This is a genomic window from Rossellomorea sp. NS-SX7 (assembly GCF_052828565.1).
Genome location: NZ_CM128249.1, coordinates 4,182,267 through 4,202,775 on the forward strand (window position 1 = coordinate 4,182,267; position 20,509 = coordinate 4,202,775).

The following is a 20,509-nucleotide window of genomic DNA, read 5'->3' on the forward strand; positions in this document are numbered from 1 at the left end:
AGCGTTAAGAATAAACAGGAGAAGGGTATAGTATTAGAAGCCTTGAAGTAGTCTACACTTGAAGTAGACAAGTATTTAAGATGGGAAGGGTTCAATATGAAAGCATCGATTATTGAAACACTCGAACTTCATCATGATGATCTTTATTCCAGATGGGTTCAAGATCTAGATGAAACGACAGACAGATTGAATATATCCTATTACCAGATTACCCAAGTGAAGAATGAATTGTTTGAATCAATTTATAAAAGCCTTCACCAGGAGAACGATCGCTTTATCAAGGACTTTGATGAGTTATACAAAAAAATTGTGGAAAACAATGAAGCTCTTGAGTATATCTCTACAGGGTATCAATCGTTCAGAAGGGCCGCACTATGGATTCTTTTAAAAGAAGACTTACCAAAAGAGGAAGTATTGGACATTTACCAGGAAGTCGACCGCTGGTTTGACCCCGTTTTCAATAAGATGATCAGTAAGTGTACAGACTCATGGGAAGAGACGTTCAATGTACAGAAGAAAACGCTGGTTGAACTGTCTGCTCCCGTCATTCAATTATATGATCATATTTCGGTGATGCCGTTAGTCGGTCATATCGATGAAGAAAGGATCAATCGTATACAAGAGAACCTGCTGGCAGGAGTCACCAAATATCATTCCTCCATTGTCTTTATGGACATTACGGGAGTCCCTGTATTGGACACGTTTGCGGCACAGGGTATCATTGAATCTACAAGGGCGGCTGGACTGCTCGGTGCAGAATGCATCCTGGTAGGGGTTCGTCCTGAAATAGCTCAGACGCTGATCAATCTGGGAATCGATCTTAAGGAGCTGAAAACGTTCAGTTCCCTGAATAATGGATTAGTGTTCGCGCAGAATCAATTGGAACACTAATAATCAATCAAGAGGGCTGTCCGAATGGCTCTCTTTTTGTTTATCGTTCCTTTCGCCCTCGAAGAGAACCGCACCACAAAGAATAATATTCAACAAAAGTATTCCGACCCTTTTACACGATTTTTCTGATAACGATATGTTATACTGATAATGGTAGTTGTAAACGAATACATAAAAAAGGGTGGTTATTCATGTTAACAGAACAGCAGACTCGCGATCTTTTATCTCAGTTAAAGGATCCTTTTTTACATAAAACGTTAGAAGAAACCAATGGTGTTGTTGAAGTTAGTGTGAAAGAAGAAAAAGGGCATGTGAGTGTAAAGATTGCACTTGCTAAAACCGGTTCAGGCGAACAGTTGCAATTCCAGCAGCAGGTTGTCCAATTATTAAAGGACAATGGAGCGGGATCTGTTGGAATCCGTTTCACTGAACTTCCCCAGGAAGAACTTGAAAAACATAGAGGGACAGGCGGAGAAGGCACGGACTTATTATCACCTGCAAGTAAAACCACTTTCATTGCAATCGCCTCGGGTAAAGGCGGCGTGGGTAAATCCACTGTTTCTGTCAACCTGGCAGTGGCACTGGCCCGTCAAGGAAAGAAAGTGGGACTGATCGATGCGGATATTTACGGGTTCAGTGTTCCGGATATGATGGGAATCGTGAAGCGTCCGGTAGTCCGCGGGGAAAGAATTATTCCAGTAGAACGTTTCGGCGTCAAAGTCATTTCGATGGGCTTCTTCGTTGAAGACAATGCACCAGTCATTTGGAGAGGACCGATGCTTGGGAAGATGTTGAATAATTTCTTCTCGGAAGTAGAGTGGGGAGACTTGGATTATCTGCTATTGGACCTGCCTCCGGGTACCGGGGATGTGGCACTTGATGTTCATACGATGCTTCCGCATTGTAAAGAAATCATCGTCACTACGCCTCATCCGACAGCAGCGTTTGTTGCGGCCCGTGCCGGCGCGATGGCATTGCAGACCGATCACGATATCCTTGGCGTCGTTGAGAACATGTCATACTTCGAAAGCAAGCTGACTGGTGAGAAGGAATTCGTATTCGGTCAAGGCGGAGGGGAAAAGCTCACAGAAGAATTGCGGACAGACCTTCTGGGCAAACTGCCCCTGCAGCAGCCTGATTGGAATGAAGAAGATTTCGCACCTTCCATCTATGCTGAAGACCACAGACTTGGACAGATTTATGGAGAAATCGCCCATAAAGTCATTGAGAAATTATCCTGACAAAATGAAAGGACAAATGGTGGGGAAGTGTCCTCTGCCATTTGTCCTTTTTTATATGAGCTTTGGTTTAGCCTCCGCCTTGACCGCCGCCTTCACTTGAAGACCCCTGGCCACCGCCGGTTTGACCGCTTTCGCCGCCGCCGCCTTCTTCACTTTCTTTTCCGCCGCCTGCTTCCTCGGCTGCCTTAAGAAGGATATCCTGTATCTTTGCTTTGAATAACGGGCTTTCAAATGTTTCGAGTATCACTTTTTGAAGATGTTCACGGTACTCCTTGCTCTTTAAGGCCTCTGTCAACTCTTTTTGAAATTCAGGATCTTTCATTAAATCCATCATCATACCTTGATATTCTGGATCCTTCATTAAATCCTTAAGCAGCTTTTCGTTGCCATCCTTCATGCTTTTTGCCATGGATTCGGCAAACTTTGGATCTTCGATGGCTTTCTTCCAGAATTCAGTGCCTTTATCAGACGTAAGGGTTTTAGAAATGGTATCCTTTACAACTCCCTGGTCCATAATAAGCTCTGCCTTCATTTTTTCATCCTTCATTACTTCCTGTATTGCCTTTTTTCCATCGTCGGTTTTTAATATATCGACAACCATTTTCTTGGTTTCTTCATAATCCATTTTACTGCCGCCTGTATCCCCGCCACCGCCGCAAGCGGTTAAAAGAAGAACAGTCAGTAGTAAAAGAAAGGAATATTTCTTCATGGGTAGGCTCCTTCCATACAAATTCCCTTACCTTTAATATGAGGAATTGTGAAAAAAATATACGCATCCAATATTGGAACCTAGATTTTTTAAGACAGCGTTGGTACAATCAACAGAGTGTATATTTTATATTTGGAGGAAAAATGAAGTGACCATCCGAAATTGGATTCGTTTTTTTGTACATACGTTAATTCTTGGTGGAGCCGTAACGGCTATTGCCTCTCTTTTCATTAGATGGGATCAATACAGTCCGTACATCCAAGATGGAAATATAATCGGGATATTATCCAGCCTGTTATGGTTTTTATTTGTAGGTTTCACTTTTAGTGTCATCAGCCAAATGGGGTACTTTGCTTATTTGACGATCCACCAATTTGGAGTGGGGATGTTCAGAAGCTTTTGGAATTCCGTTCAGGTTGTGTTGATTGCATTTGTGTTATTCGACCTTATTTATTTTCGCTTCCGTGCTTTTGCTGAAGAAGGGGCTTCTTATACCCCGTATATCCTCTTGGGGATCGGCATCCTGCTCATCGGAATGCTTGTGGCATACTTAAAAAATCAACAATCGGAAGCAAAAACCAATACATTTATATCAGCATTGTTCTTCATGGTTGTTGTCACCACGCTGGAATGGCTTCCCGTACTATTGGTAAACTCCATTAAATGGCTTTACCTCATGCTGATCGCTCTGCTGGTATGTAATGCTTATCAACTGCTGAGACTTCCCAAATACATCGAACAATCTCAAATTGAAAGAGAAAATAAACAACAAAAGAATTAACAAAAAAGCCCCGGGATAGTGTAGTACACTTTCCGGGGCTTTTTTGAAAATATCCATTTCAATTCGAGAATTGTCCAGCTTCGGCGACTAGTGGCTCGAGACATAAGCCATGCCAACCAAAAGGAAAAAAACGCCTTTATGGCTGTCATGTCTTATGCTTATCGCCTCTGGTCAAGCCGCCTCAGCTTTACTGATTATTGTATTAAACTCGATTTCGCGTCACCATTTGAAATCATATCAGACACCGTCACGAAGTTTCCTTTTCCTTTCAGGGTCTTCACGATGGCAGGCAGTGCGTTTTTCGTCTGCTTTGCAGAGTCGGAAGCATGTAGAAGAATGATATCCCCTTTCTTGGCATCACTTACATTCTTTATGATCGCCTCTGTCCCGGGATTGGTCCAGTCCTTCGAATCCACGCTCCAGTGAACAACGGTCAGACCAAGGCTATCTGCCACCTTTAATGTTTCTTTGTTAAAATGGCCGGTCGGAACACGAAGCAATTTTACATCTTTTACATTCAACTTTTTAAAAACAGTATCAGCCTTCATGATATCCTGTCTGATTTTATTCGGTTCCATATCAGTATAATCTGAATACGCATATCCGAGATTACCGATTTCATATCCATCCTTTACAATTTGCTCGACCAAATCAGGATGGCGCTCAGCCCAGGAACCGGAAATGAAGAAAGTGGCAGACTGAACGTTCAACTTCTTTAACTCGTCTAAAATCGGTTTTGCCTTCTCATCCCCCCATCCGATATTGAATGTCAACGCAACACCTTTCTCCCCCTTGTAAATAGCTTTCGGTCCATCTTTCGTTCCGAAAACAGGAACAGAAGAGAGCGTACTGCTGTAGACAAATAGAGCGGTAAAGAACGAGATGATGATGACCAAACTGATCTGCTTCATTCTTTTCGCATTTACGGTATAGAACACATTCATTACACAATCCCTCCGTAACGTATATCTCTATTAAAGATATGCATGTCCCCAGAAAAAATATCTAACTTCAGAAAAAAATGATTATAAAATCCCCGATATGGAAAAAACTACAAATAACAACATAAAGGGGTGACTTACTTGCTGGGGTTAATGATTGATGACAGAGAAAGACAAGAACTAGAATATCTGTTGAAAAGAGAAATGGATGAAATCTTATTTGACCTTAAAGATGCCCGGATTGATCACATCGTGAAGCGGGCGATGGATGAAAGATATAAAATACTGTTTTCTCTATTCCGCAGATTTGCAAGTCATAAAGAATGCCTCAAGTATATGAAGAGAAGCAATGATAAAAAAGAAAAATATTAAGTTCATCAGCGGCTTTTAATGGACAGGCTTCCAGATGCGAAAGTCTTTCGTCCATAAAGAGCCGCTTTCATATGCAATAAATTTAACATGTTGTAAAAAAATCTTAAAAAAGTATTGACCCAGTGAAAAATACTTGGTATATTATTAATCGTCGCTGTTGAGCTATCGAATAACTCGAAAACGCACTGAAAAATAAATTTCAAAAAACAGTTGACTCCACACGATGTTGTGTGGTAAATTAATAAAGTCGCTTCAAACGGAGCGCATCAACAAATTGAACCTTGAAAACTGAACAAAACAAGACAATACGTCAACGTTAATTCTAGATTTACCGTAACGATTATCGTTACAAAAAGAGCTATTCAAACTTTTATCGGAGAGTTTGATCCTGGCTCAGGACGAACGCTGGCGGCGTGCCTAATACATGCAAGTCGAGCGGATCAAAGGGAGCTTGCTCCCTGAGATCAGCGGCGGACGGGTGAGTAACACGTGGGTAACCTGCCTGTAAGACTGGGATAACTCCGGGAAACCGGGGCTAATACCGGATAACTCAGTTCCTCGCATGAGGAACTGTTGAAAGGTGGCTTTTAGCTACCACTTACAGATGGACCCGCGGCGCATTAGCTAGTTGGTGAGGTAACGGCTCACCAAGGCGACGATGCGTAGCCGACCTGAGAGGGTGATCGGCCACACTGGGACTGAGACACGGCCCAGACTCCTACGGGAGGCAGCAGTAGGGAATCTTCCGCAATGGACGAAAGTCTGACGGAGCAACGCCGCGTGAGTGAAGAAGGTTTTCGGATCGTAAAACTCTGTTGTTAGGGAAGAACAAGTGCCGTTCGAATAGGGCGGCACCTTGACGGTACCTAACCAGAAAGCCACGGCTAACTACGTGCCAGCAGCCGCGGTAATACGTAGGTGGCAAGCGTTGTCCGGAATTATTGGGCGTAAAGCGCGCGCAGGTGGTTTCTTAAGTCTGATGTGAAAGCCCACGGCTCAACCGTGGAGGGTCATTGGAAACTGGGGAACTTGAGTGCAGAAGAGGAAAGTGGAATTCCAAGTGTAGCGGTGAAATGCGTAGATATTTGGAGGAACACCAGTGGCGAAGGCGACTTTCTGGTCTGTAACTGACACTGAGGCGCGAAAGCGTGGGGAGCAAACAGGATTAGATACCCTGGTAGTCCACGCCGTAAACGATGAGTGCTAAGTGTTAGAGGGTTTCCGCCCTTTAGTGCTGCAGCTAACGCATTAAGCACTCCGCCTGGGGAGTACGGTCGCAAGACTGAAACTCAAAGGAATTGACGGGGGCCCGCACAAGCGGTGGAGCATGTGGTTTAATTCGAAGCAACGCGAAGAACCTTACCAGGTCTTGACATCCTCTGACAACCCTAGAGATAGGGCTTTCCCCTTCGGGGGACAGAGTGACAGGTGGTGCATGGTTGTCGTCAGCTCGTGTCGTGAGATGTTGGGTTAAGTCCCGCAACGAGCGCAACCCTTGATCTTAGTTGCCAGCATTCAGTTGGGCACTCTAAGATGACTGCCGGTGACAAACCGGAGGAAGGTGGGGATGACGTCAAATCATCATGCCCCTTATGACCTGGGCTACACACGTGCTACAATGGACGGTACAAAGGGCAGCGAGACCGCGAGGTTTAGCCAATCCCATAAAACCGTTCTCAGTTCGGATTGCAGGCTGCAACTCGCCTGCATGAAGCTGGAATCGCTAGTAATCGCGGATCAGCATGCCGCGGTGAATACGTTCCCGGGCCTTGTACACACCGCCCGTCACACCACGAGAGTTTGTAACACCCGAAGTCGGTGAGGTAACCTTTTGGAGCCAGCCGCCTAAGGTGGGACAGATGATTGGGGTGAAGTCGTAACAAGGTAGCCGTATCGGAAGGTGCGGCTGGATCACCTCCTTTCTAAGGAATATATATGAAACGTTTGACAGTCGAAGTTTTGTTCAGTTTTGATGGTTCAACCATCAAAACGAGGTATCTCGTATGAGATACACGTTATTTGTTCTTTGAAAACTAGATAAAGATATATTGATAGTCAAGAAATTACCGAGTATCGCCATTTTAGGTTTTAAACCTTATGTAACAACCAATTCGGTTAAGTTATGAAGGGCGCACGGTGGATGCCTTGGCACTAGGAGCCGATGAAGGACGGGACTAACACCGATATGCTTCGGGGAGCTGTAAGTGAGCTTTGATCCGGAGATTTCCGAATGGGGGAACCCATTGTTCGTAATGGAACAATATCCATATTTGAATACATAGAGTATGGAAGGCAGACCCAGGGAACTGAAACATCTAAGTACCTGGAGGAAGAGAAAGCAAATGCGATTCCCTGAGTAGCGGCGAGCGAAACGGGATGTAGCCCAAACCAAGAGGCTTGCCTCTTGGGGTTGTAGGACACTCTATACGGAGTTACAAAGGAACGGAGTAGACGAAGAAGTCTGGAAAGGCTCGTCAAAGAAGGTAACAACCCTGTAGTTGAAACTTCGTTCCCTCTTGAGTGGATCCTGAGTACGGCGGGACACGTGAAATCCCGTCGGAAGCTGGGAGGACCATCTCCCAAGGCTAAATACTACCTAGTGACCGATAGTGAACCAGTACCGTGAGGGAAAGGTGAAAAGCACCCCGGAAGGGGAGTGAAAGAGAACCTGAAACCGTGTGCCTACAAGTAGTCAGAGCCCGTTAACGGGTGATGGCGTGCCTTTTGTAGAATGAACCGGCGAGTTACGATCCCATGCAAGGTTAAGTCGATGAGACGGAGCCGCAGCGAAAGCGAGTCTGAATAGGGCGAATGAGTATGTGGTCGTAGACCCGAAACCAGGTGATCTACCCATGTCCAGGATGAAGTCCAGGTAACACTGGATGGAGGTCCGAACCCACGCACGTTGAAAAGTGCGGGGATGAGGTGTGGGTAGCGGAGAAATTCCAATCGAACTTGGAGATAGCTGGTTCTCTCCGAAATAGCTTTAGGGCTAGCCTCATGTGTAAGAGTCTTGGAGGTAGAGCACTGTTTGGACTAGGGGCCCTCATCGGGTTACCGAATTCAGACAAACTCCGAATGCCAAAGACTTATCCATGGGAGTCAGACTGCGAGTGATAAGATCCGTAGTCGAAAGGGAAACAGCCCAGACCACCAGCTAAGGTCCCAAAGTATACGTTAAGTGGAAAAGGATGTGGAGTTGCTTAGACAACCAGGATGTTGGCTTAGAAGCAGCCACCATTTAAAGAGTGCGTAATAGCTCACTGGTCGAGTGACTCTGCGCCGAAAATGTACCGGGGCTAAACGTATCACCGAAGCTGTGGATTGACACCTTTAGGTGTCAGTGGTAGGAGAGCGTTCTAAGGACAGTGAAGTCAGACCGTAAGGACTGGTGGAGTGCTTAGAAGTGAGAATGCCGGTATGAGTAGCGAAAGATGGGTGAGAATCCCATCCACCGAATGCCTAAGGTTTCCTGAGGAAGGCTCGTCCGCTCAGGGTTAGTCGGGACCTAAGTCGAGGCCGATAGGCGTAGACGATGGACAACAGGTTGATATTCCTGTACCACCTCTTTTCCGTTTGAGCAATGGGGGGACGCAGGAGGATAGGGTAAGCGCACTGCTGGATATGTGCGTCTAAGCAGTTAGGCTGATGATGAGGCAAATCCCGTCATCGTGAAGGCTGAGCTGTGATAGCGAGCGAATTATAGTAGCGAAGTTCCTGATTCCACACTGCCAAGAAAAGCCTCTAGCGAGGAAAAAGGTGCCCGTACCGCAAACCGACACAGGTAGGCGAGGAGAGAATCCTAAGGTGAGCGAGAGAACTCTCGTTAAGGAACTCGGCAAAATGACCCCGTAACTTCGGGAGAAGGGGTGCTCTTTGAGGTGCATAGCCTCGAAGAGCCGCAGTGAATAGGCCCAGGCGACTGTTTAGCAAAAACACAGGTCTCTGCGAAGCCGTAAGGCGAAGTATAGGGGCTGACGCCTGCCCGGTGCTGGAAGGTTAAGAGGAGTGCTTAGCGCAAGCGAAGGTGCGAATCGAAGCCCCAGTAAACGGCGGCCGTAACTATAACGGTCCTAAGGTAGCGAAATTCCTTGTCGGGTAAGTTCCGACCCGCACGAAAGGCGTAACGATCTGGGCACTGTCTCAACGAGAGACTCGGTGAAATTATAGTACCTGTGAAGATGCAGGTTACCCGCGACAGGACGGAAAGACCCCGTGGAGCTTTACTGTAGCCTGATATTGAATTTTGGTACAGCTTGTACAGGATAGGTAGGAGCCTTGGAAGCCGGAGCGCCAGCTTCGGTGGAGGCGTTGGTGGGATACTACCCTGGCTGTATTGAAATTCTAACCCGCGCCCCTTATCGGGGTGGGAGACAGTGTCAGGTGGGCAGTTTGACTGGGGCGGTCGCCTCCTAAAGAGTAACGGAGGCGCCCAAAGGTTCCCTCAGAATGGTTGGAAATCATTCGCAGAGTGTAAAGGCACAAGGGAGCTTGACTGCGAGACCTACAAGTCGAGCAGGGACGAAAGTCGGGCTTAGTGATCCGGTGGTTCCGCATGGAAGGGCCATCGCTCAACGGATAAAAGCTACCCCGGGGATAACAGGCTTATCTCCCCCAAGAGTCCACATCGACGGGGAGGTTTGGCACCTCGATGTCGGCTCATCGCATCCTGGGGCTGTAGTCGGTCCCAAGGGTTGGGCTGTTCGCCCATTAAAGCGGTACGCGAGCTGGGTTCAGAACGTCGTGAGACAGTTCGGTCCCTATCCGTCGTGGGCGCAGGAAATTTGAGAGGAGCTGTCCTTAGTACGAGAGGACCGGGATGGACGCACCGCTGGTGTACCAGTTGTCTTGCCAAAGGCATCGCTGGGTAGCTATGTGCGGAAGGGATAAGTGCTGAAAGCATCTAAGCATGAAGCCCCCCTCGAGATGAGATTTCCCATCACTTTATGTGAGTAAGATCCCTAGAAGATGACTAGGTAGATAGGTCAGAGGTGGAAGCATGGTGACATGTGGAGCTGACTGATACTAATCGATCGAGGACTTAACCACAAAGAGTCATTTTTAAATGAACAACGGCAATACCGGTATTCTTGACATCAATCCTTTATCTAGTTTTCAGGGAATAAATTTTTAAAATTTACCCTTGAAATCCATTGAAAATATTATATAATAATATTTGTCATTGTAAGCAATATTGTCTGGTGACTATGGCGAAGAGGTCACACCCGTTCCCATGCCGAACACGGAAGTTAAGCTCTTCAGCGCCGATGGTAGTTGGGGGCTCTCCCCCTGTGAGAGTAGGACGTCGCCAGGCTATAATCATTCCGCAGTAGCTCAGTGGTAGAGCTATCGGCTGTTAACCGATCGGTCGCAAGTTCGAATCTTGCCTGCGGAGCCATTGCTTCCATAGCTCAGCAGGTAGAGTGCTTCCATGGTAAGGAAGAGGTCACCGGTTCGAGCCCGGTTGGAAGCTTTTATTTTTTAAAAAATAGACTGGCCCATTGGTCAAGCGGTTAAGACACCGCCCTTTCACGGCGGTAACACGGGTTCGAATCCCGTATGGGTCACCATGTTTTTTCACAATAATGAAAGAACTCATCATACATATCGGAGGATTAGCTCAGCTGGGAGAGCATCTGCCTTACAAGCAGAGGGTCGGCGGTTCGATCCCGTCATCCTCCACCATGCTTTTTTACGAAGCGAAGCGGAGTAAAATAAGCGTCCTTAATCTTTGCGTCAGCAAAATATCTTTCCTTCCTTTACTAACAGCGAAGGAAATAATCGTCCTAAAATTGGACAAGACTTAAAAATTTAACACGCCGGTGTAGCTCAACTGGTAGAGCAACTGACTTGTAATCAGTAGGTTGGGGGTTCAAGTCCTCTTGCCGGCACCATTTTCTCTCATTATGGAGGGGTAGCGAAGTGGCTAAACGCGGCGGACTGTAAATCCGCTCCTTCGGGTTCGGCAGTTCGAATCTGCCCCCCTCCACCATTGTATATTTCAAAATGAAATGGACATATTAGTAATGTCCCTTTTTTATGTCATAATATTGGGCTATAGCCAAGCGGTAAGGCATCGCACTTTGACTGCGACATGCGTTGGTTCGAATCCAGCTAGCCCAGCCATTATGAGCCATTAGCTCAGTTGGTAGAGCATCTGACTTTTAATCAGAGGGTCGAAGGTTCGAGTCCTTCATGGCTCATCATTATTTCTCACATCTTACCCATGGATGTGAGAAATTCCTATATCATTAATTGGGGCCTTAGCTCAGCTGGGAGAGCGCCTGCTTTGCACGCAGGAGGTCAGCGGTTCGATCCCGCTAGGCTCCACCATACATACGACATTAAGAACCTCAACTCTTTAATAAAGTTGGGGTTTTTTTATGTAGCTGGTGTTTGTGGCAGGGAAAATGTAAAATTCATTCGTAAAACCACTGGCAAGAGAAAAATTTTGTTTGTTTATGGAGGATAGCGGCCATTATTTTTGAGTTGTTAGCAGGATTTCAGTCAAAATACGTGGTATTTTTAGTTGCATGGAGCCTATAACATGTAATTGGAACAGGTATGGGGGATAATCATGCCACATTTTAATTAATTGCACCGGAATCCCGATAATTGCGCCAGTTTCGAATTAATTGCACCGGAATCCCGATAATTGCGCCAGTTTCGAATTAATTACACCGGAACCCCGATAATCGCGCCGCTTTCGAATTAATTACGCCACTTGTCGAAAAATCTCTACGCTGCCAGTTTTCTAAACAAGCCCATAACATGGCCCTCGGCCTAATATTCTTCCACAATCCCCTCCCTAAACCCACCCCCTGCCGCATATATATACACAATCCTGTCCAGTTGAGTCATCGCTCAATTACAGGCTACAATAGAGGAAGTGTTAGACAAAAGGGTTAGGAGGAATATGAACTATGAACAGAAATATTTCAATTATCGGGGTACCTATGGATTTAGGACAGATGAGACGCGGTGTCGATATGGGACCAAGTGCCATCCGTTATGCAGGAGTGGTTGAGCGACTTGAAAATTTGGGGTATGAAATGAAAGACCTTGGCGATATTGAAATTGGCCAGGCTGAACGAGTACATAATAACCCGGATACGAATTTGAGAAATTTGAAAGCGGTTGCTGAAGCGAGCGGCAAGCTTGCATCTAAAGTGGATGAAGTGATTTCAAGCGGTGATTTCCCATTGATTTTCGGAGGGGATCACAGTATTGCCATCGGTACGTTGGCTGGTGTTTCTAAACACTATGAGAACTTAGGGGTCATCTGGTATGACGCGCATGGAGATTTAAATACAGGGGAAACTTCTCCGTCAGGAAACATCCACGGAATGCCTCTTGCGGTAAGCTTGGGTATCGGTCATGAAGACCTGACAAGCATCGGTGGGGATACGCCGAAGATCAAACCTGAGAATATCGTGATCATCGGGGCCCGTTCACTAGACGAAGGAGAAAGAGAGCTTATCAAGGAAAGAGGCATCAAGGTATATACCATGCATGAAATTGACCGCATGGGCATGGCGAAGGTAATGGAGGATGCGATTGGATACTTGAAGGATAGAACGGATGGCGTTCATTTATCCCTTGATCTGGACGGTCTGGATCCAAGTGATGCTCCTGGTGTTGGTACACCGGTTCTTGGAGGGATCAGCTACCGTGAAAGCCATTTGGCCATGGAAATGCTTGAGGAAGCTAAAATCATTACATCTGCGGAATTTGTAGAGGTCAATCCGATCCTTGATGAAAAAAATAAGACTGCAACCGTAGCTGTAGCCTTGATGGGATCCTTATTCGGAGAAAAACTGCTTTAATAATTCTGAGGAGGCTCTGGGGGGCAGTCACCACAATGCAGTCCCACACAGCTCTAGAAGAATGAATGGCTTACAAAGGTTTACTGGCTTCTCGCAGTGAACCCTAAAATGATATAAAACAAATAAGGCTGAAAACCTCATGAGGTTTTCAGCCTTTTTCTATCTTCTTTCAATTTTGTTTGACTAGTTGATATTTGTTTAACAGATTATCCAGTCGAGTGCTTAAATGGACGACTTTTTCATCAGCGTATGATGACTCTTTTGCGAGTTCTACCATTTGACGCCGGCAGTCTTCAATTTGATACAGCAACTCATTATTTAACCTTCCACTCATGGTGAATCCCCCTGTACATTAAATATTAGTCCTTTTATACCCCTTTTCTATAAAATGTAAACATTTTTATTAAAAAATTTGTTAGGATTATATTATAAAAAAAATGAAACCTTTTTATAGGGTATAACGTATATAAATATAGCCGCATAGAGCGGAGGTATAACTGAGATGGAAGCATTAGTGAAAAAACGGATAAAACAAGTGTTGAAAGGCGATCAAAGTGCTTTTGCTGAATTGGTGGAGCTTTATAAAGATAAGGTGTTTCAGATTTGTTATCGGATGCTTGGGAACCGGCATGAAGCAGAAGATATAGCCCAGGAAGCGTTTATCAGGGCTTATGTGAATATTGAAACCTTTAACCAAAAGCGAAAGTTCTCAACATGGCTGTTTAGGATTGCGACAAACCTTTGTATTGACCGGATACGAAAGAAGAAGCCGGATTATTATCTGGATGCCGAAGTGGCGGGTACGGACGGATTGACGATGTACTCACAGGTTGCAGCCGATGTACAGTTGCCCGAGGATGAAGTGGAAAACATGGAGCTGCAGGAAACGATACAGAAGGAAATTTCCAAGCTGCCTGAGAAGTATCGATCGGTCATCGTGTTAAAATATATCGAAGAACTGCCGCTGCAGGAAATCAGTGAAATACTGGATATGCCTTTAGGTACTGTCAAAACAAGGGTACATAGAGGGCGGGAAGCTCTTCGTAAACAATTAAAATCTTTATAGAGAGGGTGAGTGGAAATGAAAACTTGTCCTGAAGAATTGATCGACTATATGCACGACTATTTAGACGGCGACATCATGAGTGAAAATGAACAAAAATTAAAGGATCATCTGCAGCAATGTGAGGAGTGTCAGCATCACTTTCATGAACTGAAAAAAGCGATTGCGTTTGTACAAAGCACTTCCCATATCAGTGCACCTGATGATTTTACAAATAAGGTGATGGACAAATTACCGAAAGAAAAGAAAAAGGTGGGCGTACAGAGATGGCTGCGCCACCACCCGTTGCTGACAGCGGCTGCTTTATTCATCTTTTTTATGACAGGAAGCGTGTTTGCCTCGTGGAATGACCATCAGGATTTCTCATTCACCAAAAATGATGCGCTGGTCGTACAGGATCACACGGTCGTGGTTCCTGAAGGCAAGGTGGTAAATGGTGATTTGACCGTGCGGAACGGGGATGTGAAAATAGAAGGAAAAGTGACAGGGGACGTAACCGTCATTAACGGGAAGCAATACCTTGCTTCTGCCGGTACCGTTACTGGAGAAATCAAAGAAATCGATGCGGCATTCGAATGGCTTTGGTACCAGGTGAAAACCGGGGCCAAAGATTTAGTTGAATGGGGAAATTCGCAACTTGATGAAAAGTAAGATATGATAAGAGGGATGAAACATTACATGTTCGTCCCTGACTGACATGCAAGGTTTCATGTCAGTTTTTTTGCGGAATACTTTAATTAAAGAATAAATGTATCATTGGTTATTATTAATATATAGAGCCATGGGATCTTACCTGTAACAGACTGAGAATGTGCTATAATAGTTAAGTTACGAAAAAGAAGCCACATGGCGGCTTACGCTTTCGATTAAGCTATTGGAGGATGTAATATGCCGTTTACCGATCTATTTTCAGATTACTCTGCCCTTGATTATGTCTCGGATATCGTAGACATTCTTGTGGTATGGTTTGTTATTTATAAATTAATCATGCTTATAAAGGGTACAAAGGCAGTTCAATTATTAAAAGGTATTTTTGTCATCATCATCGTCAGGGGGCTCAGTAGTATCTTTGGTTTGGATACACTGGGGTGGATGATGGAGCAGGCGCTCACTTGGGGGTTCCTCGCGATCATCATCATCTTCCAGCCTGAACTGCGCCGCGCACTTGAGCAGCTGGGAAGGGGACATTTGTTCTCGAGAACCGGTTTGCAGGAGGAAGAAGAGCAGGAGCAAATGATCGAGTCCATGACGAAGGCAGTCAGTTATATGGCTAAACGCCGGATCGGTGCTCTCCTTTCCATTGAAAGAGAGACAGGGATGAGTGACTACATAGAAACCGGTATCGCGATTGATGCCAAGATCACTTCTCAATTACTGATCAATATCTTTATTCCGAATACTCCGCTTCACGATGGAGCGGTCATTATCCAGAAACGACAAATTGCTGCTGCAGCCTGTTATCTGCCTCTCTCAGAAAGTCCGTTTATTTCGAAAGAGCTGGGAACGAGGCACAGAGCAGCCCTGGGTGTAAGTGAAGTGACGGATAGTATCACGGTTGTCGTATCAGAAGAAACGGGAGCAATCTCCATCACAAAGAATGGAGAATTACATCGCGACCTGTCTTTGGAACGCTTCAAGGAAATCCTTACTGTGGAGCTGATTGGCGATAAGACAAGTGCTTCCTCATCAAAATGGAGCTGGAGGGGGAAGAAAGAAAATGGATAAATTCATGGAATCCAAATGGTTCATGCGAGTGGTCGGGTTACTCCTGGCTTTCATCCTATACTTATCAGTGAACTTTGATGATATCCAGAAGACTGCGAACAACAGCAGTAATCCCCAGACGTCCTTTGACACCATTCAGAATGTACCGCTTGAAGTTTTTTACGATTCAGAGAACCTTGTCGTCTCTGGACTGCCTGAAACCGTCAATCTAACGGTGGATGGGCCCAAGGCAATCGTTCAGCCGACCAAGACATTAAAAGATTTTCAAGTATATGTTGACTTGAATGATGTAGGAATCGGGGAACATCAGGTTCCTGTGGAAATCGATAATATATCGGATAAATTAAAGGTGAAGATCAATCCGGAATTTGTAACGGTGACCGTACAGGAGAAAGTGACCGAGGAATTTACGATAGAGCCCGAGTTCAATTCAGGACTCTTATCCAATGGATTTGAAGCAGAAGGTTTATCTGTGAATCCGAAAACGGTCAAAGTTACTGGGGCAAAGGATCAGATCGACCAGATTGCGTATGTAAAAGCAACCCTTGATATTGAGGGTGAAATAAATGAAAATGTCACAAGAGAAGCGAAGGTCCAGGTGCTGGACCGGGAATATAACAAACTCAATGTCCAAATCGAACCGGAATATGTGGATGTCACCGTTTCGGTGGTGAACCCCAGCAAGGAAGTCCCGATCGCCGTAAAGGAAAAAGGTTCCTTACCGGAAGGGACGACCCTTGAATCCATATCGGTCGAACCAGAAACAGCCAACGTGTTCGGCAGACAGGAAGTATTGGATACAATCGAAGAGCTTACAGCTGAAATCGATTTAAGTAAAATCACGAAAGATACGACCATTTCTGTCCCGTTATCTTTGAAGGAAGGCTTAAATAAAGTAGCCCCTGAAGAAGTGAAGGTCAAAATTGACGTAAACACGAAAGCCGAGAAAAAATTATCGGGAATTGAACTGACACCTGAAGGCTTGGCGGAAGAGTACGAATACACCATACTGACACCTGAGGACGGTGCGGTTGATGCCACATTAAAGGGTGAAAATGGTGCTGTTGAAAAAATAACAAAAGAAGATTTTACCTTAGCGCTGGACCTGGCCGGGCTTGAACCCGGCGAGCATGAAGTGGCAATCGATGCCGTGGGTCCTGAAAACGTTGATTGGACGCTATCTCAAGATACAGTGAAAATACAGATTAAAGAAAAGAACACTTCAGCATAAGAGCTGTGAAAAGGAGAGAATTTCAATGGGTAAGTATTTTGGAACAGATGGTGTAAGAGGTGTAGCGAATACGGAATTAACACCGGAATTGGCATTTAAACTTGGCCGATTAGGAGGTTATGTCCTGACAAAGGATGCGACACGTCCTAAGATCCTGATTGGGAGAGATACCCGTATTTCCGGGCATATGCTGGAAGGTGCGTTAGTTGCCGGGCTGCTCTCTATCGGTGCGGAAGTGATGCGTCTTGGTGTCATCTCAACTCCGGGGGTATCCTATTTGACGAAAGCGCTTGGTGCCCAAGCGGGAGTGATGATCTCTGCTTCTCATAATCCTGTTGGGGATAACGGAATTAAGTTCTTCGGTCCGGACGGCTTTAAATTATCGGATGCTCAGGAAAATGAAATCGAGGAGCTCTTGGATCAAACGGAAGATACCCTTCCACGTCCAATCGGTGCGGATTTAGGACAGGTAAGTGATTATTTCGAAGGCGGACAGAAGTACCTTCAATACTTAAAGCAGACTGTGGACGAAGATTTCGATGGTTTACATATTGCACTGGATTGCGCTCACGGTGCCACATCCTCATTGGCGACTCACTTATTTGCTGATTTGGATGCAGACATTTCGACGATGGGTGCTTCTCCGGATGGATTGAACATTAATGAAGGAGTCGGATCCACTCATCCTGAATCACTTGCTGAGATGGTGAAGGAAAAAGGTGCGGATGTCGGACTCGCATTTGATGGTGACGGGGACCGCATCATTGCCGTTGATGAGCACGGAAACATCGTAGACGGTGATCAAATCATGTATATCTGTGGTAAGTATCTGAAGTCTGAAGGCAGATTGAAGCAATCCACCGTCGTATCGACTGTCATGAGTAATCTAGGCTTCCATAAAGGCCTTGAAGAACATGGGATTCAAAGCATTCAGACAGCAGTCGGTGACCGCTATGTAGTAGAAGAAATGAAAACAAATGGCTATAACCTGGGCGGTGAACAGTCAGGACATATCATCTTCCTCGATTACAATACGACTGGTGACGGACTGTTAACGGGTATTCAGCTTGTGAATATCATGAAGGTAACAGGCAAATCATTATCCGAGCTGGCAGGAGAAATGCAGAAGTTCCCTCAGAAGCTTGTGAATGTCCGTGTAACAGACAAGCATCATGTAACCGATAATGAAAAGGTCAAGAGCGTCATCGGGAAAGTGGAAGAAGAAATGAACGGAAACGGCCGCATTCTTGTACGCCCGTCAGGCACTGAGCCACTTGTGCGTGTGATGGCTGAAGCTCCGACTGAAGAATTATGCACACAATACGTCGATGAGATTGCCCAAGTGGTAAAAGAAGAAATGGGACTAAACGAATAACTGTTTTTATGCACAAGGGGTACAAAACACTCCCCTTGTGCATATTTAATAATGTGGTAATTTTTTTGTGTTTATGTAGAGATTGTTGCGGGAAGATAACAATGTGGTGACAACTGATTCCGGTGTTCATATTTTTATTGACGCGAGAGTTCCTGCTGGTGTATGATGATTTTGTTTTTGATTTTCAAAAAATTTGGAAACAGCAGATTTGATTCAAATATGGAAAGGTGGATTGTCCATAAATACCATTTTAAAAAGCGCCAGGACTAAACGGGAACGAGCCGTTTAGTTGACGAGGTGGAGGTTCAATCGAGTGTTCGGCGGATGCCTCCCGGTTATATGAAGTTACGGAGCCGTTAGATTCTTTCTCAAAACATCGAGGCAACTTGATGCACAAAGGGAAGATAAACAGTGACTTACTAAAACTAATGACAATTGAGATAAGGGGGCAGGCTGTCCCCAAAAGATATCTTGCCCCCTTTTCCATTCAGGGAGGATATTTAATTATGTGTGGTATCGTAGGATATATTGGAAATTCAGATACAAAGGAAATTTTATTAAAAGGTCTTGAGAAGCTTGAGTACCGCGGTTATGACTCTGCAGGTATTGCCGTTCAAAACGCGGATGGAATCCACGTATTCAAAGAAAAAGGCCGTATCGCTGATCTTCGCGGAATCGTTGATGAGAATGTAGCAAGCAACACAGGAATCGGACATACGCGCTGGGCGACACATGGTGTACCAAGCCAAGTGAATGCTCACCCTCATCAAAGTACTTCAGGCCGTTTCACGATCGTTCATAACGGAGTAATCGAAAACTACTCACAGCTTAAACGTCAATATCTTACAGATGTTGAGTTCAAGAGTGAAACGGACACAGAAGTCATCGTTCAATTGATTGAAAAGCTTGTTGAAGAAGGAAACGCGGTAGAAGAAGCATTCCGTCAAACATTGATGCTGCTTAAAGGTTCTTATGCAATCGCGCTATTGGATGCTGAAAACGATGAAACGATCTTTGTCGGTAAAAACAAGAGCCCGCTGCTTGTAGGTCTTGGTGAAGGCTTCAACGTTGTAGCAAGTGATGCAATGGCGATGATCCAAGTAACGGATCAATTCGTTGAACTGATGGATAAAGAAATGGTCATCGTGACAAAAGAGAAGGTTGAAATCCAAAACCTGATCGGGGAAGTAATGGAACGTGCTCCTTACACGGCTGAAATTGATGCAAGTGACATCGAAAAAGGAACATACCCTCATTACATGCTGAAAGAAATCGATGAGCAGCCATTGGTGATGCGTAAAATCATCCAAGCATACCAAAACGAGAACAACGAGCTTCACATCGATGAGCCGATCGTTGGCGCAATGAAAGAAGCGGACCGCATCTACATCATCGCTGCCGGAACAAGCTACCATGCCGGCCTTGTAGGAAAGCAATTCATCGAGAAGAGCGCAGGAATCCCTGTGGAAGTCCATGTTGCGAGTGAGTTCAACTATAATATGCCGCTTCTATCAGAGAAGCCATTATTCATCTTTATTTCTCAAAGCGGTGAAACGGCTGACAGCCGTGCCGTTCTTGTTCAAGTCAAAGAGATGGGCCACAAAGCGCTTACGATTACAAACGTAGCAGGATCCACTCTATCCCGTGAAGCGGATTACACACTTCTTCTTCACGCAGGACCTGAAATTGCAGTAGCTTCCACAAAAGCTTACACAGCTCAATTGGCTGTATTGGCGATCCTGGCTCACGTAACGGGTCAATCTTGTGGAACGGTTCAGGACTTCGACTTAATCCAAGAACTTGGAATTGTAGCGACGGCTATGGAAGCTCTATGTGATACGAAGGAAGAATTCGAGGAAATCGCACGCGAATATCTTTCAACAACACGCAACTGCTTCTTCATCGGACGTTCCCTTGACTTCTATGTAGGGCTTGAAGGTTCATTGAAGCTTAAAGAAATCTCATACATCCAGGCAGAAGGATTTGCCGGTGGAGAACTTAAGCACGGTACAATCGCCCTCATCGAAGAAGGAACACCGGTTGTCGCTCTTGCAACTCAGGAAGCTGTAAACTTAAGCATCCGTGGAAATGTGAAAGAGGTAGTGGCTCGCGGAGCTAACCCTTGCATCATCTCCATGAAAGGCTTAGAAGACGAAGAAGACCGCTTCGTCATCCCAGAGGTTAACCCAATGTTAACACCTCTTATCTCTGTCATTCCGTTACAATTGATTTCTTACTACGCTGCTCTGCACCGCGATTGTGATGTAGATAAGCCGCGTAACCTGGCTAAGTCGGTTACGGTTGAGTAAGAAAAGACAAAACCCATTACCGCTGACATCAGCGGTAATGGGTTT

14 protein-coding genes, 9 tRNA genes and 3 rRNA genes are annotated in these 20,509 nt (G+C 45.3%); 23 read left to right on the top strand and 3 right to left on the bottom strand.

Features of this window, described 5'->3' with window-relative positions; all coding sequences use genetic code 11:
- Positions 1-96: 96 nt before the first annotated feature.
- A complete protein-coding gene (locus tag ACUXV2_RS20780) occupies positions 97-891 on the top strand; it encodes an STAS domain-containing protein (RefSeq protein WP_446244974.1) in 795 nt (264 codons plus the stop codon).
- 191 nt (positions 892-1,082) lie between these two features.
- A complete protein-coding gene (locus ACUXV2_RS20785; protein ID WP_446244975.1) occupies positions 1,083-2,132 on the top strand; it encodes an Mrp/NBP35 family ATP-binding protein in 1,050 nt (349 codons plus the stop codon).
- Positions 2,133-2,199: 67 nt separating this feature from the next.
- On the opposite strand, the gene gerD is transcribed toward ACUXV2_RS20785, so the two are convergent.
- Positions 2,200-2,841 carry a spore germination lipoprotein GerD gene (gerD, locus tag ACUXV2_RS20790; protein ID WP_446244976.1) on the bottom strand — a complete coding sequence of 214 codons (642 nt, stop codon included), beginning with the start codon at positions 2,839-2,841 and terminating at the stop codon, positions 2,200-2,202.
- 148 nt (positions 2,842-2,989) lie between these two features.
- On the opposite strand from gerD, the gene ACUXV2_RS20795 reads away from it, so the two are divergent.
- A complete protein-coding gene (locus tag ACUXV2_RS20795) occupies positions 2,990-3,622 on the top strand; it encodes a KinB-signaling pathway activation protein (protein ID WP_446244977.1) in 633 nt (210 codons plus the stop codon).
- A 194-nt stretch (positions 3,623-3,816) separates the two neighbouring features.
- Here the strand turns inward: ACUXV2_RS20795 and pdaB are convergent, their stop codons facing one another.
- Positions 3,817-4,566, bottom strand: a complete 750-nt coding sequence (pdaB, locus tag ACUXV2_RS20800; protein WP_446244978.1) for a polysaccharide deacetylase family sporulation protein PdaB — start codon at positions 4,564-4,566, stop codon at positions 3,817-3,819.
- Between the two features lie 138 nt (positions 4,567-4,704).
- Here pdaB and ACUXV2_RS20805 point away from each other — a divergent pair, with 138 nt between their 5' ends.
- The 14 genes from ACUXV2_RS20805 to rocF all read left to right on the top strand — a co-directional run bounded on the left by ACUXV2_RS20805 (position 4,705) and on the right by rocF (position 12,761).
- Complete coding sequence (locus tag ACUXV2_RS20805; RefSeq protein ID WP_446244979.1) at positions 4,705-4,935, top strand: hypothetical protein; 231 nt, start codon at positions 4,705-4,707, stop codon at positions 4,933-4,935.
- Between the two features lie 370 nt (positions 4,936-5,305).
- A 16S ribosomal RNA gene (locus ACUXV2_RS20810) occupies positions 5,306-6,857 on the top strand.
- A gap of 191 nt (positions 6,858-7,048) precedes the next feature.
- Positions 7,049-9,984, top strand: a 23S ribosomal RNA gene (locus ACUXV2_RS20815).
- A gap of 148 nt (positions 9,985-10,132) precedes the next feature.
- A 5S ribosomal RNA gene (gene rrf / locus ACUXV2_RS20820) occupies positions 10,133-10,249 on the top strand.
- Together the 16S, 23S and 5S rRNA genes with 9 tRNA genes alongside form the textbook arrangement of a ribosomal RNA operon.
- A 9-nt stretch (positions 10,250-10,258) precedes the next feature.
- Positions 10,259-10,333: transfer RNA gene (locus ACUXV2_RS20825), tRNA-Asn, on the top strand.
- Between the two features lie 2 nt (positions 10,334-10,335).
- A tRNA-Thr gene (locus tag ACUXV2_RS20830) sits at positions 10,336-10,408 on the top strand.
- Positions 10,409-10,430: 22 nt separating this feature from the next.
- A tRNA-Glu gene (locus ACUXV2_RS20835) sits at positions 10,431-10,505 on the top strand.
- Positions 10,506-10,544: 39 nt separating this feature from the next.
- Positions 10,545-10,620: transfer RNA gene (locus ACUXV2_RS20840), tRNA-Val, on the top strand.
- Positions 10,621-10,753: 133 nt separating this feature from the next.
- Positions 10,754-10,829: transfer RNA gene (locus tag ACUXV2_RS20845), tRNA-Thr, on the top strand.
- A 14-nt stretch (positions 10,830-10,843) separates the two neighbouring features.
- Positions 10,844-10,927 (top strand) — tRNA-Tyr (locus ACUXV2_RS20850).
- Between the two features lie 59 nt (positions 10,928-10,986).
- A tRNA-Gln gene (locus ACUXV2_RS20855) sits at positions 10,987-11,061 on the top strand.
- 4 nt (positions 11,062-11,065) lie between these two features.
- Positions 11,066-11,138, top strand: a tRNA-Lys gene (locus tag ACUXV2_RS20860).
- A 54-nt stretch (positions 11,139-11,192) separates the two neighbouring features.
- Positions 11,193-11,268, top strand: a tRNA-Ala gene (locus ACUXV2_RS20865).
- Positions 11,269-11,858: 590 nt separating this feature from the next.
- Positions 11,859-12,761: an arginase gene (rocF, locus tag ACUXV2_RS20870; RefSeq protein ID WP_446244980.1), complete on the top strand. Its 903-nt coding sequence runs from the start codon at positions 11,859-11,861 to the stop codon at positions 12,759-12,761.
- 169 nt (positions 12,762-12,930) lie between these two features.
- Here rocF and ACUXV2_RS20875 read toward each other — a convergent pair whose 3' ends face one another.
- Positions 12,931-13,095 carry a Spo0E family sporulation regulatory protein-aspartic acid phosphatase gene (locus ACUXV2_RS20875; protein WP_446244981.1) on the bottom strand — a complete coding sequence of 55 codons (165 nt, stop codon included), beginning with the start codon at positions 13,093-13,095 and terminating at the stop codon, positions 12,931-12,933.
- Positions 13,096-13,263: 168 nt separating this feature from the next.
- Here ACUXV2_RS20875 and sigW point away from each other — a divergent pair, with 168 nt between their 5' ends.
- The 6 genes from sigW (at position 13,264) to glmS (ending at position 20,464) form a co-directional block, all read left to right on the top strand.
- Positions 13,264-13,827 carry an RNA polymerase sigma factor SigW gene (gene sigW, locus ACUXV2_RS20880; RefSeq protein WP_446244982.1) on the top strand — a complete coding sequence of 188 codons (564 nt, stop codon included), beginning with the start codon at positions 13,264-13,266 and terminating at the stop codon, positions 13,825-13,827.
- Between the two features lie 15 nt (positions 13,828-13,842).
- Entirely contained in the window at positions 13,843-14,475 is a 633-nt protein-coding gene (locus tag ACUXV2_RS20885; protein ID WP_446244983.1) for a zf-HC2 domain-containing protein, read from the top strand.
- Positions 14,476-14,712: 237 nt separating this feature from the next.
- Positions 14,713-15,549, top strand: coding sequence for a diadenylate cyclase CdaA (cdaA, locus tag ACUXV2_RS20890; RefSeq protein ID WP_446244984.1), 837 nt, complete (start codon positions 14,713-14,715; stop codon positions 15,547-15,549).
- The gene (locus ACUXV2_RS20895; RefSeq protein ID WP_446244985.1) at positions 15,542-16,780 is read left to right on the top strand and encodes a CdaR family protein; all 1,239 of its coding nucleotides are present in this window, start codon (positions 15,542-15,544) and stop codon (positions 16,778-16,780) included. The genes cdaA and ACUXV2_RS20895 overlap by 8 nt, the downstream gene beginning before the upstream one ends.
- 25 nt (positions 16,781-16,805) lie before the next feature.
- Positions 16,806-18,155, top strand: a complete 1,350-nt coding sequence (glmM, locus tag ACUXV2_RS20900) for a phosphoglucosamine mutase (protein WP_446244986.1) — start codon at positions 16,806-16,808, stop codon at positions 18,153-18,155.
- Between the two features lie 506 nt (positions 18,156-18,661).
- Positions 18,662-20,464: a glutamine--fructose-6-phosphate transaminase (isomerizing) gene (gene glmS / locus ACUXV2_RS20905; RefSeq protein WP_446244987.1), complete on the top strand. Its 1,803-nt coding sequence runs from the start codon at positions 18,662-18,664 to the stop codon at positions 20,462-20,464.
- Positions 20,465-20,509: the final 45 nt, after the last annotated feature.

Excerpts from the sequence above, each read along its gene's own strand:
- ACUXV2_RS20780 (WP_446244974.1), top strand. The coding sequence starts at position 97 with ATGAAAGCATCGATTATTGAAACACTCGAACTTCATCATGATGATCTT.
- ACUXV2_RS20785 (WP_446244975.1), top strand. The coding sequence starts at position 1,083 with ATGTTAACAGAACAGCAGACTCGCGATCTTTTATCTCAGTTAAAGGAT.
- gerD (WP_446244976.1), bottom strand. The coding sequence starts at position 2,841 with ATGAAGAAATATTCCTTTCTTTTACTACTGACTGTTCTTCTTTTAACC.
- pdaB (WP_446244978.1), bottom strand. The coding sequence starts at position 4,566 with ATGAATGTGTTCTATACCGTAAATGCGAAAAGAATGAAGCAGATCAGT.
- rocF (WP_446244980.1), top strand. The coding sequence starts at position 11,859 with ATGAACAGAAATATTTCAATTATCGGGGTACCTATGGATTTAGGACAG.
- ACUXV2_RS20875 (WP_446244981.1), bottom strand. The coding sequence starts at position 13,095 with ATGAGTGGAAGGTTAAATAATGAGTTGCTGTATCAAATTGAAGACTGC.
- sigW (WP_446244982.1), top strand. The coding sequence starts at position 13,264 with ATGGAAGCATTAGTGAAAAAACGGATAAAACAAGTGTTGAAAGGCGAT.
- ACUXV2_RS20885 (WP_446244983.1), top strand. The coding sequence starts at position 13,843 with ATGAAAACTTGTCCTGAAGAATTGATCGACTATATGCACGACTATTTA.
- cdaA (WP_446244984.1), top strand. The coding sequence starts at position 14,713 with ATGCCGTTTACCGATCTATTTTCAGATTACTCTGCCCTTGATTATGTC.
- ACUXV2_RS20895 (WP_446244985.1), top strand. The coding sequence starts at position 15,542 with ATGGATAAATTCATGGAATCCAAATGGTTCATGCGAGTGGTCGGGTTA.
- glmM (WP_446244986.1), top strand. The coding sequence starts at position 16,806 with ATGGGTAAGTATTTTGGAACAGATGGTGTAAGAGGTGTAGCGAATACG.
- glmS (WP_446244987.1), top strand. The coding sequence starts at position 18,662 with ATGTGTGGTATCGTAGGATATATTGGAAATTCAGATACAAAGGAAATT.